Genomic DNA, 12,216 nt, shown 5'->3' on the forward strand with positions numbered 1-12,216 from the left:
GCTGTCGCGGTGGCATAACACGCTGCCCCACGGTGGGGTCAGCGCGGCCAAGCTCAATGCGTTCGCCGCCGAGCCGGTGGAAACGGGGAGCAGATCGACGTCGCAATCAAAGATCTCGCTGAAGCGGCGTCGTGCGCTCGAAGTCCAACTGTCGGTGCCATAGGGCGGTGCCTGCCCGAAGGCTGCCGCTGCAACAGCTGCGATGATCTCGGGTGCACCACCGGCGGTGTTGTCGCTGGTGAAGGAGCAATGTGGCGTCATGGCGATCACAGTCCCGGCCTGCTTCTTTCGGACGATAACGAGCGAATGGCGACAGTGACGTGCGCGGGCGGCCCGGGGTCTCCAGCCGTCAACGCCAGCATTTCTGCCTGTGTGGTCACCAACGACATGTGCTCCTCCTAACGGAAGCAGCCCAACCCGGGTTGCTACGCCGACGCTTGAGTGCGAGGTATGTATATACCGATGATGCATCTGAGGCCTAGATTACATACTATTAGACGACAATAGAAGCAGATCGCCAATAGTTAGTATATTTGAACGGAGAAAGCATCAGCACCCCCGGAAGACTGGGTAGTGAACAGACCGCGCGGTTTGTCACGCAGTTCCTCGAGGAGATATCCGCCTGACCTGCGTGAGCGCGCGGTGCGGATGGTTGCCGCGAGCAGCGATCAGCACGAGTCGGGAGTGGGCGGCGATCGGTTGCCCCGCTGTTGCTAGCTGCCGGCCCCTCACCTGCGGATTCACACCATCAATACGAATCGATTAACCGCACTGATCCCTCGACTGTCGTCGGGTATCGTTCGTCGTCCCGCTCCATGTGATCGACGCGTTCGATCTGGCGGGCCGTGACCTGATCGGCGAGCATCACCGCAAAGGTTCTGAAGCTGGCGCACCCACACCACGAAACTCGCCAGTGCGTTTCTCATTCCCAACCCGCCCGCTGCCCACCGCGGAACCGCCGCCGCCCGTACGGCGCCAGGCACCCCATCGTCGGGCGATGACGCCGCAAACGCAGGCGCACCAAGGCCGCCGACCTCTGGTACCGAATCGAGGCCGAACGCGGCGAGAATCAGCGCAGCAGCGCCCGCGACAATGACCACGCGCTGAATCCGATTCGTGCCTTGATAGATCCGGTTCACCGTCAAAGGCCGCGTGTGACGCTACATCCCGCAGCTCACGCATCCGCTTAATCGGCTAGGTGGCCTTCGCCGACCCGAGCAGCCGGTAGGCGGGTCGAGCGGGTGGTTGTGGTTGTCTTGCTGGGCACGGGCCCCGTGCTGACCCGCCTGGAGGCTGCGCTGCCTCCGTCTCCGTGTTCGGCAAGTGCGCAGTCTGTTCCCCGACTGCCATCCCGTGTGTATGCATGTCGTGTGCCTTATCGAAGACTGTAGGTTTGGCGAATGTCGCACATAATGCCGAAGAGTATGCGTTTGTCGCGTCCTGGTGTACTATCGGTATATTCGCATCCGGTGCCACCCGGCACCCAGGGCACCCAGGCACCGCGATAACCGCGGCCCGCCTCTGGGTCGGCCTGCTTCCGCTAGGAGGAGCACATGTCGTTCGTCACCACACAGCCAGGAATGCTGGCGTCGGCGGCCGGAGAGCTGCAAAGCATCGGCTCTGCGGTTGCCGCCGGCAATGCGGCGGCGGCAGCAGCGACCACCGGGGTGGTTCCCGCGGCTGCCGACGAGGTGTCGGCGCTGACGGCGGCGCAGTTCGCCGCACACGGCGAGCTGTACCAGTCGATAGGTGCGCAAGCCATGGCGATTCATGAACTGTTTGTGAGCGCCTTGGGGACCAGTGCAGGTTCGTATGCGGCCGCCGAGGCCGCCAACGCCGTCGCGGTACGCTGAGCGGCAGAGGTTTCCGTGATCGATTTCGGCGCGTTACCTCCGGAGATTAACTCGGCCCGAATGTATGCGGGTCCAGGGCCAGAGTCGCTACTGGCCGCCGTGGCGGCCTGGGACGGGTTGGCCGCCGATTTGGCTTCGGCGGCGTCCTCTTACGGGTCGGCGATCTCGCAGTTGACCAGCGGGCCGTGGCTGGGGCCCTCGTCAACAGCGATGGCGGCCGCGGCCGCGCCATACGCGGCGTGGATGAGCACCACCGCCAGCCAGGCTGAGCTGGCGGCCACCCAGGCTCGCGCGGCGGCGGGTGCCTACGAGGCGGCGTTCGCGATGATCGTGTCGCCGCCGGAGATCGCGGCGAACCGCACTGAACTGATGTCGCTGGTCGCGACCAACCTTTTCGGTCAGAACACGCCGGCGATCGCGGCCACCGAGGCCCAATACGGCGAAATGTGGGCCCAGGACGCTGCGGCGATGTACAGCTATGCCGCGACTTCGGCGGCAACCACCGCGGCGGTGACACCATTCACCGCGGCGCCGGAGACCACCAACCTGGCGGGGTTGGCCGCGCAGGCGGCCGCGGGTGCCAACACCGGCACGTCGACTGCCGCCGGCGTGCAGTCGACGCTGTCGCAGCTGGTCTCCGCGATTCCTACCGCGCTACAGAGCCTCACTTCGCCCGCTTCGTCGACATCGGGACTTTCGGGGATCTTGAGTGGGCTACTGGGTGGGTCTTCCTCCGGGTCGTCCGGGACAGGGTTCCTAGGCGGGCTTTCGTCGTCCGGTTTCTCGCTCGGAGGCCTCGCGCAAAGCTACGCCACCATCCCGGGGTGGTTTTCCATGTTTATGGCGGAAAGCGCGCTCGGGCCCCTTATGAGTACGCCGATGGCTAATGCCTTCAACGCCGCCAATGCCGCCGGACCCGCAGCCGACGCGGCGGCGGGTGCGGCCGACGCGGCGGCGGCGGCCGCAGCCGACGGTGCGGCGGGGTCAGGGTTCGCCGGGGGCCTCGGCGCAGACCTGAGCGGCTTGGCGGGCCTAGGTCAAGCGCCTGAGGTCGGGGGGTTGTCGGTGCCGACGAGCTGGGGCTGGGCCGCGGCAGGTCTGCCGGCGACGCTGGGGTCGGTTCCGCTGGGGATGGCGGCTGCTGCGGCTGCGCCGTTGGATGTTGGCGCTGGATTAGGTTTCCCATTCATGTTCCCAGGGCTAGGGCAGGGGGCGGCCGTGGCGGCGGGCGCTGGCGCCGTCGCGGGCGCTGCTGCCAAATACGGGTCGCGCCTCAAGGTGGTGGCGCGCCCGCCGGCCGCTGGATACCCGGCCGCTGAGCGCGTAGTCGCCGCATCAACCCCGAAGTATCCGCCGATACCCGCCGGATTCCCGACAAACGGAAGCACGCCCCCTGGATACCAGGCGGCGGTCATATACGTGCCGACCAACGGCCACGCGGCGACCAACGGACACGCGCCGCCCGACTCATGACCGGCAGGGACGCATCAATGTACTCGAGGTATATAAGCGGATTGAAAATTGTTGAAATGTGCGGCTACGAGTCTGATGGCGTTCGTGGGGTAAGCAATCTGAAACCGGTCACCGACGAACTGCGGGCAGCGCGGACAATTCGGCAAGAATTCTCATCCGAGCGCGCTACCCGAACGAAAATTAACAGCGATAAGGCCATCACCCGTGGTTCTCAAGCCGTCGCCTGTGAACAACAAGCGACGGCTTGATGGTAAGCGTTGAGCAGGCTCCACCTCCGTCTAGTGCCGGTCATATTGATGATCTCCGGCCCGACGGAGGCTCATTGGACCCGGTGCAAAAAGAGGCCCGCAACGGCATCCCCGACGCACTGCTGGTCGTTGCAACGGGGATTTTCCTCGTAGCCCTGGCCTATGCCCGCTCGCGAGAAAGTTTAGGTTTCGCCTCTCCCTTGTTCTGGACCGGGCAAGTACTCATCTTCGCTTTCGTCGTCTTTCGCGTACTGAATCCGTTTACGTCGCCTCGCGAACGCGAATTCTTGGTGCTTATGTACGCTGGTGCTCAGTCTGTGATTAGGTGGGCATACAGCCCAGTTACGTTCCAGTGGTGCGATGAGCTGCAGCATTCGGGATCACTTCTCAACGTCCTCAGGACGCACCATCTCTTCCACACGAATCATGACCTGCCGATTAGCCCTTTATACCCAGGCTTGGAGAATGTCACTGCCGAGCTAGCCCAGGTGTCATCGGCCAGCCCATTTGTTGCCGGCATTGTCGTCGCCAGTGCCTCGCACCTACTGCTCGCAGCTTCTGTCCTGCTAGTCTTCCGAGAGGTGTCTCAGTCGTCACGCGTAGCGTGCATCGGCGTAATACTCTATCTGCTCAGCCCGCAGATTCACTATTTCGACACATCATTCATCTATGAAAATTTGGCATTGCCATTTCTGGCTCTATCCATTTTCTTTTCAATCCGCTTCGCAACCCATCAGCGCCGACGCTATCAGAGCTTCGCCGGCTTGTTGGCTTGTGTCGCGATTGCCGTGATGACGCATCACTCGACGGCACTAGTGACAATTGGGATTTTGGCTGGCATTGCACTGGCGACTTCACTGTTCGGTAGCACCCGCAATCTTGCATTGCCTCTTGCGATCTGTGCTGCGTCAGGGGCACTTATCGTCGCATGCTGGATGTTCTTCGTCGCACCCGAGACCGCCGACTACCTCGGTGGTGCTGGCCCGCAAATCCTAAATGGCCTGGCCCAACTTGGGCACGCCGACGGAAAGGCCGCGCTACCGACAAGCCTCTCCATCCCACTTGTCGACCGCCTGTGCAACCCCGGCGGCGTTGCGCTCATGCTAGTACTGCTCGCTGTGAGCGTCCGCCTTGCGCGCCCCCTGCCGCCGTTGCAGCGGTTATTTATCTGTATGGCGCCCGGATTATATGCACTGATGATAGTGATACGCCTATTTGTAGGTTCCCCACCGAACGGTGAGCACCCGGACGCAGCTGAGCTGGCGATCCGCTCGCTTACGTACTTTTCGCTCTTCACCGCGCTGGCAGTGGCTGTAGTTTTAGACCGTCTCGTATCAACTGCTGGTGCCCGCCACGGTGGGTCAGGCCCCATGTCGAGCCGCCTCGTAAGTGCAACAACAATCGCCGTCGCACTCCTTCTGCACTCAATCACCACCGGTCTACCGCAGTGGTGGCAGCGGCTTCCAGGTTCGTTTCTGGTCGACGGTTACGTAAGTGGAATAGACAACGTAGGCAAGGCCAGAGGCGAATGGGCGGCAACAAACCTGCAAGCCGGTTCCCGTTACTTTGGCGACCTTACATCGCTCGTTCTCGTGTCATCACTGTCCCAGCTGGATCCCATCAGCGGCCCGGGATCGCTTTACGACACCACCCGCCTCACTCCGGAGGACTCTGCGCTTATCGGCGGCCTGTTAGCCACATACCTAGACGTGGACACGCGAATGGCTCAACAGGCTCCTATTACTCGATACTTATTCAAAGCGGACGTCATGCATGGCACGAGGGAAGCGCCTCTATACGAGGCCAACCTGACCAAATTCGATAATCTCCGCGGAATATCTCGAATCTACGATTCAGGCTATGACCATTTCTACGACCTACGAGGCATGCCGGATGTATATGGACGCTAGGCTCTGCAAACTCGATTTCGTCGCATTGGCGGCTCTGGTTTGCTACGGCGCATCCGTGTTGCCATTCATTCCGCGTGAATTCTCGAATGTGACGGGAACAGTTCTCTGTTTCATTCTGACTGGAGTCGCTGGGGCGAGCGCGATCTTGCCCGGCGGCGCGAACGGTGCTGCGCGGTTCACCGCAATAGTCGCCTGCTCGTTGGGGACGGGCATCGTTGGTGGCCTGATTCTCAATTTCCTTCCGTCAGGCCTAGTCCGATTCAATTGGCTGACATATGCGTTCGCAACGACTCTTATCGCCTACGCCGTAGCGCGTGCGCGTGGCGCAGGCGGTCCACTGGAGTGGAAACGCCCCGATTTTCCGACCCTAACGTGGGTTTCTGCCGCGAAACTTTTTGCCTCGGTCCTCGTCGTAGCCGCAGCAATTGTCATATCCATCAGCAGCTCGCATCATGGGGAAACGCCCTTCACCGAAGTGTGGTTTGTCCCGGATGGCCCAGAACATTCTCCCGTGGATGCGACGGGCGCTGTATTGGGTATCAAAAGCCATGAGGCGTCGAGTGAAGAATTCATAGCCGTCATCAACACGGGCTTGCAGGTGACGACGCATCGAGTGACACTCGCGCCGAACCAAGTGTGGACCCAGGAGTTCTCTGTGGGTGGCGAAAAACCAGTAGCCACAGTGTATCGAGGCCGCGTGGCAGACCCTCCGTATCGGACGGTGTGGTTTGTCCGGCGGTGAATACGTGGGCGCTCGCTGGCGCGCGGCTGAGAGCTCACGCAAGCGGTGGCTTGACCTTGGACTCGGGCGTGGCAACGCTTCGAAGTCTGGTGGGCGTCGTGTCGCCACGATTGCGCTCACGCTCTTTAGCACGACCCTCATGACCGCAGGGCTGGGCTTCGCGTTTTGGGCTCTCGCCGCCCACATCACCACCACCGAAGTCGTAGGTCGCGCGTCTGCAGTGATCTCTGCAATGCAGCTCATTGGAACCTTGGCCACGCTGGGCTTTCAAACGCTGCTGTGCGCCGAACTTCCGAGGCGCGACGGTGCCGAGATGAAGCGTCTTGTCGTTACCAGTCTGGGGATCACCGGCGGTTTGGCGTTCGCGATTGCGGCGGGATACGCGGTCGTCAATCACAACGCGACTAAGACCAGTGAATGGCTCTACGCCACGCCAACCGGCATAGCGCTCTTCGGTGTCGGCACAGCCCTCACTACGGTGACGGTGGTGCTGGATGGCGCGCTGGTTGGAGTTCAGCAAGCCGGGCGGCAGACGTCACGCAATCTGGTTTTCTCGCTCGTCAAGCTGATTGCGCTTCCCGTCGCAGCATTTGCTATTGGCCTGTCACCGCAAGTCGTCTTTTCGGTTTGGCTTCTGGGAAACCTTGTCTCGTTGCTGACTCTCGGACTACGAACCAAGGCACCGCATGAATGGTTAAAGACAATGCCATCCCTCCGAGGGTTTTCTCCTCTATGGCGTTCTGTGGCAGGTTATCATTGGATCAACGTTGCTACCCACGCGCCGGCACTGATTATGCCGATCATGGTTGCCGCTCAGCTGGGCGCTCAGGCTAACGCAGGTTTCTATGCGGCTCTTCTCTTAGTAAGCGTTATCTGGATGATTCCGACCCATCTTGCTACCGCGATGTTGACGCTCGACCGTGGGAACGCGGAACACTTCGGTCCTGGGCTCAGCACCGCACTCCGGCTGTCAGGAGTGGCATCCGTTCTCGCTGCCGCGGGAGCTGCCGCCTTGGCACGTCCGGTGTTGGCAATCTTCGGACCCGAGTATGAACAGGCCCGTTACTGCGTCATCGCCCTCGCGACTTGCACATTCGCCTTCGCAATAAAATCGATCTACATTCCGGTACGGAGAGCACAAGGAGCGCTGGGTAAGGCCGCGCTGGCGGTAACCCTTGGCACGGCCCTGGAACTCGGAGCTGCCGAGCTCGGGCTCAAGCTTGGTGCCGTAACTGGCGTTGGAATAGCGTTTGGCGCGGCAGTGCTGTTAGAAGCAGTATGCTTCTGGCCGACCATCCATAAGGCGCGAAAGTCGTCTAATGAGCAGGCCATAGGCGCCGAGCAGAGTCGCCGTGGTCAGGAACGACAGATTCCTGACCTAATTCGATCTGTTATCGAGCGGTAGGAGGTGTGCTTGGGAAGGCCGCACCATCGTGGCCGCCACCGCCGCGCCGGCGATCAGGTCGCGAAGCACAATCTCCGCCATCTGCGCCTGGTTATCGCCGGTTTCGTCATTGCTGCGATTGCGCTGCCTTTTGCGAATGCGGTCATGGTGACAGTCAGCGAGCAGAGCGGGGCGGTCCATCAGGGCGGAGTCGTTTTGCCGACTTGGAAGACCCACGGTTACGATGGGACGGCCACCACGCAAGCTATAAGTGACATCGCCGGGCTCGGCGCGACCTGGATTCAGTTCACCCCGACGTGGAAGATGGCCATAGCAACGTCCAGCAGTATCGACGTCGCCTGGAGCGTCACCGACGCCGGTTTGCTAGCGGCGATTGACCTCGCCCACAGCAAGGGCCTCAAGATCTTGTTGAAGCCGCATGTCGACCCTCAAGACGGCACAAACCGCTGGGCGATCAACCCGTCCAACCGCGCAGCATGGTTCAAGTCCTACCAATCGATGATGACCCACTACGCCACTATCGCCCAGCAGAACGGCGTCGACGAGTTCTCGGTGGGCTGCGAACTGGCCACCATGTCGGGTTCCGCAGATCGCAGCGCGTGGCTGACGATCATCAACGCAATGAAGGCCATTTACAGCGGTCCGCTCGTCTATGCGGCCACCATCGTCGAATACCCCAACGTGTCATTCTGGGATCAGCTCAATTTTGTTGGCATTGACGCCTATTTCCCGTTGAGCACCACGCCGACAACGGATATATCGGCGCTGGAGGCGGTGTGGATCCCGATACGGGACCGAATGTCGGCGTTCGCGGTCGAAGTCGGGCGTCCAATCCTGTTTACCGAGGCCGGCTATCCCAGCCTGGTGGGTGCGGCGGTCGAGCCGTGGAACAACGAATACAGCAGTACGCCCTCTCAGCCGGAGCAGGCAGCCGGTTATGAGGCGTTGCTCGCGACGTTCAGCGGCCAGCCCTGGTGGGCCGGGGCGTTCTGGTGGTCGTGGTGGACCGACAACGGGGTTTACGCCCCGCTTGACCATGCGATCGGCGGCAAGCTCGCTGAGTCGGTTCTACGGAATTGGTGGGCTTCGCACTCGTTTGTCGGTGCAAGCTTGGGCGGGCCGCACAGCGACCCTCGGTCAGGATCCGATGTATCGGACAGGACAAGCTAGATGATCGATTCCCGGTCGACTGAGCCGCCCACCGCGTCGCACGGCCATACCCTCGGATTCGGCTGCGCAAGCCTGTATGGCCTGCCCGCAAGTCGGGACCGGCGCGCAGTATTGGAATCCGCCTACGACCTCGGGATCAGACATTTCGACGTGGCGCCAATCTACGGCCTCGGGCTAGCGGAAGCCGAGTTGGCAGATTTTGCGCAAACGCGTACCGATATACGGATCGCGACGAAATTTGGCATCAGGCCGACCGTAATTGGTCACCTCGCCGGGTTCGTCCAGCCACCGATCCGCCGAATACTGCAGATGTCCTCCGCGGTGAAATCCAAAGTCAAGCAATCAGGTGCCGCGCCAGACGCCGGGGCTGTTGGCCGTGTTCTCTATTCCCGTCGGGACTACTCTGTGGCGAGCGCCCAGCACGCGCTCCTTTCGAGCCTTCGGGCTTTGCGCACCGAGCGAATCGACTACTTCCTGCTGCACGAACCGGCAGGCGTGCTGGCCGATGACTACAGCGATCTTTTTGACTACCTCGAGACCGAGCGCAGCCGGGGCGTGATCGGATACTGGGGTCCGGCCGGTGATCTATCCCGCGGGGACGACGCAGTGGTGGCCGACCTCAGCGCGCGGGCCTCCGCACTCCAGTTTCCTTACGACCTGATTGCTGGATATGGAGGACCGCCGCCGGAGCAAGGCCGGCCCATCATCACCTTCGGCTTTCTCTCCGGAACGCTACCGCGCGTACACGATGTCCTGAGTCGCGAGCCCGAATTCCGCCAGCAGTGCAGCGAATTGCTCGATGCCGATCTCGCGGATACGAGAACCGTGCTCAGACTGCTCGTGCGTGACGCGGTGAGGCACAACCCGGGCGGAACGGTGCTGCTGTCGTCGACCAAGATCAAAAACCTCGAGATGGCTTACGCAAGCGTGGAGGTACCGCTCCGCAACGAGGCCGAGGTGGCGAGCATGATCCGGGACAACTGCCTCGGAACGCGGGTTGAGCGATGATCATCTCCGCGAGCGAAATGCTGGACGGCGCGCGCCTGGATGCGGGTCTTGTTGTCATTGGGGCTGGGCCGGCGGGCATCGTCTGTGCGCTCGAGGCGGCGAGGAGAAGCGTCGACGTTGTCCTGATCGAGACCGGGAACAGGAAACCAAGCCCGGAGTATCAGAAGCTGTCGGTTGCGCATCGGCAGGACCCGGATGTGCATGCACCGGTCGAGCTGGCGATCAGCCGCCAGCTCGGTGGTACGTCTTCCATCTGGGGTGGACGGTGCGTTCCCTATGACCGTGTCGACTTCGTCGAGCGCGACGTCGCGCCGGATTCCACGTGGCCGGTGACCTACGAGGATCTGCAGTCCTACTTCGAACGAGCCTGCCAGTGGATGCTCTGCGGTCGCCCGATCTTCGACGTCAACGAGCTGGACCACCTGCCCCGACGCATGATCGCGGGTCTTGAAGACGGAGCAGTTTCCACGTCATCGCTCGAGCGGTGGTCACTCCCAACCGATTTCGGCAAGGTGTACTTCGACGATCTCCGCGATGCGGTCGGCCTCAAGGTAATTACCGATGCGACCTGTGTGCGGATCAACCTCGATGGCGACAAAGAACGCGCGAGGGACATCGACTGCAGGACACTTTCGGGGAGCTCGTTCACCGTCACCGCAGCGGACATCATCGTGGCGGCGGGTGGGTTGGAAAGCGCCCGATTGCTGATGTGTTCGCCGGGTCGGGGAGGCCGAAGCATCGGTGACCATTCCGGTCAGTTGGGTCACTGGTACATGGCCCACCTCGAGGGTGTGATCGCAGACTTGGTGTTGACGACCCCTGCCGAGGACACGATCTACTGGTACGAGCGCGACATCGACGGTTCTTACGTCCGGCGGAGATTTACTTTTGCCGAAAGCTATCTGCTCGAGCACGGGTTGCCCAATATCTCGGGATGGATCGCGAATCCGGAGCTGGCTGACGCGTCGCACCGCAATGCGCATCTGTCGTTGACGTATCTGGCCCTGATCTCGCCCCTGGGCTTCTTGTTCGCGCCGACAGCGCAACGACTTTCACTGACCGGTTCCAACATCCCGGGAACGCCTTACGGTATGGCAAAGCGATCGTCGGTGTGGGCGCATCTTCGTAACGTGCTGCGGCAGCCGATCGAAACGATGCGATTCCTCGTCGACTTCGGCATCAAACGGGTGTTCGCTCGGGGCCGTAAACCGCCGGGCTTTTTCGTCGGAAATCCCGCGAACCGCTACCCATTCCAGTACCACGCCGAACATCTGCCTCACTACGAGAGTTGCGTAAGGCTCGCCGAGGACGTCGATGACCTCGGCATGCCGAAACTCGACATCGACATCTCGTTCACGGACGAAGACATCCAAGGCGTACTGGCGGCACACCGACACTGGGATAGCTACCTGCGCGCCAGGGGCGTGGGGCGGCTTGAATATCTCGCGGACGACCTTGCTACGGCAGTGCACGCGCGTACCGGCGGCGGTTTCCACCAGGTAGGAACCACCCGCATGTCAAAAGATCCGGAGAAGGGCGTGGTCGACGAGAATCTCGCCGTCCATGGTGTCCCGAATGTCCACGTCGTGAGCAGTTCGGTGTTCGTGACGTCCGGCCAGGCCAATTCCACCTTCATGATTGTCGTATTCGCCATCCGTCTCATCGAGCGGCTGTACGGCGCTCGGTAGGTCGTCGGCCAGGGCTTTCCCAAGCACTCCACATCGCCGGCAGTCGCGGTCGCCAACGCGGCGAAGGGCTGTGATTGCCACCGAGCGTGGTGAACTGTGCGTGCCAGCGCGAATGGTCGGCGGGTCTGCGACAGCCGGTGCGACGTGAATGGTCTGGCGGCGGGGTTTCGGTGACGTATTCGTGGCGCGGTCAGGCGGCAAGTGCTAGTTCGGCGTTGTTGACCGCGCTCGAGGCGAATTTTTCTTCAATCCCATACCTTCCAGGGCGGGTTTGCTCGTGATGTGCTGCTTGCGACAATGTGACCGGCTGAACCAGACCGGTTAGCGGCTGGCTGATCAGTCGAGTCCCTACCCCCCAAGCCGCCAAAGAAACCCGGGGACGGCTCACTTGCGGAGTATCCTGCCGCTCTGCGGAAATGTCGGTGGATGCCATATCGTGCACCCTCCTGGAAAAGCCTGTCACGTACTTTGCGAATGCATAGCACTGATTTCAACAACTTCTGGTTTACTATATGAACGTCAGCCACAGGCGTGAGGAGATCTCGTGCGCTACCTGGTCAGGCCGACGCTTCCGCAGAAGGCGTCGTGCTCGCCCTTCATCTGCTTGAGCGGCTATATGGCGCCCGCTAGATTGCCGGCCCGCGCTTGCACACCAGCGCCGAGTCGAGGGCTGCACTGTGCGTGACATCGAGCGGGGTGAATTGCGCGCGCCGGCGTGG

The 12,216-nt window shown here is 61.7% G+C and carries 10 protein-coding genes; 9 read left to right on the plus strand and 1 reads right to left on the minus strand.

Annotated elements, in window-relative coordinates; all coding sequences use genetic code 11:
- A partial coding sequence (locus ACLP9N_RS15350) for a beta-eliminating lyase-related protein (RefSeq protein ID WP_442408232.1) occupies positions 1 to 261 on the minus strand: 261 nt, incomplete at its 3' end.
- A 1,292-nt stretch (positions 262 to 1,553) separates the two neighbouring features.
- Between ACLP9N_RS15350 and ACLP9N_RS15355 the strand changes: the two genes are divergently transcribed.
- From ACLP9N_RS15355 to ACLP9N_RS15395, 9 genes are all read left to right on the plus strand, one after another.
- Positions 1,554 to 1,853, plus strand: a complete 300-nt coding sequence (locus tag ACLP9N_RS15355; protein ID WP_442408225.1) for a PE family protein — start codon at positions 1,554 to 1,556, stop codon at positions 1,851 to 1,853.
- 18 nt (positions 1,854 to 1,871) lie between these two features.
- Entirely contained in the window at positions 1,872 to 3,326 is a 1,455-nt protein-coding gene (locus ACLP9N_RS15360; RefSeq protein WP_442408233.1) for a PPE family protein, read from the plus strand.
- A gap of 41 nt (positions 3,327 to 3,367) precedes the next feature.
- Complete coding sequence (locus ACLP9N_RS15365) at positions 3,368 to 3,574, plus strand: hypothetical protein (protein WP_442408226.1); 207 nt, start codon at positions 3,368 to 3,370, stop codon at positions 3,572 to 3,574.
- An 83-nt stretch (positions 3,575 to 3,657) separates the two neighbouring features.
- Positions 3,658 to 5,484: a glycosyltransferase family 39 protein gene (locus ACLP9N_RS15370; protein ID WP_442408234.1), complete on the plus strand. Its 1,827-nt coding sequence runs from the start codon at positions 3,658 to 3,660 to the stop codon at positions 5,482 to 5,484.
- Entirely contained in the window at positions 5,435 to 6,226 is a 792-nt protein-coding gene (locus ACLP9N_RS15375; RefSeq protein WP_442408227.1) for a hypothetical protein, read from the plus strand. Before ACLP9N_RS15370 ends, ACLP9N_RS15375 begins: the two co-directional genes overlap by 50 nt.
- Positions 6,227 to 6,365: 139 nt before the next feature.
- Positions 6,366 to 7,631: a lipopolysaccharide biosynthesis protein gene (locus ACLP9N_RS15380; protein WP_442408228.1), complete on the plus strand. Its 1,266-nt coding sequence runs from the start codon at positions 6,366 to 6,368 to the stop codon at positions 7,629 to 7,631.
- Positions 7,632 to 7,640: 9 nt separating this feature from the next.
- On the plus strand, positions 7,641 to 8,801 hold the full coding sequence (locus tag ACLP9N_RS15385; RefSeq protein ID WP_442408229.1) for a glycoside hydrolase family 113: 1,161 nt from the start codon (positions 7,641 to 7,643) through the stop codon (positions 8,799 to 8,801).
- A complete protein-coding gene (locus tag ACLP9N_RS15390; RefSeq protein WP_442408230.1) occupies positions 8,802 to 9,809 on the plus strand; it encodes an aldo/keto reductase in 1,008 nt (335 codons plus the stop codon). It abuts the gene before it with no gap.
- Positions 9,806 to 11,497 (plus strand): GMC oxidoreductase, encoded by a 1,692-nt coding sequence (locus ACLP9N_RS15395; protein ID WP_442408231.1) that lies wholly within the window; start codon positions 9,806 to 9,808, stop codon positions 11,495 to 11,497. The genes ACLP9N_RS15390 and ACLP9N_RS15395 overlap by 4 nt, the downstream gene beginning before the upstream one ends.
- The last annotated feature ends 719 nt before the right edge of the window (positions 11,498 to 12,216 follow it).

Source organism: Mycobacterium sp. (assembly GCF_052144515.1).
GTDB lineage: Bacteria > Actinomycetota > Actinomycetes > Mycobacteriales > Mycobacteriaceae > Mycobacterium.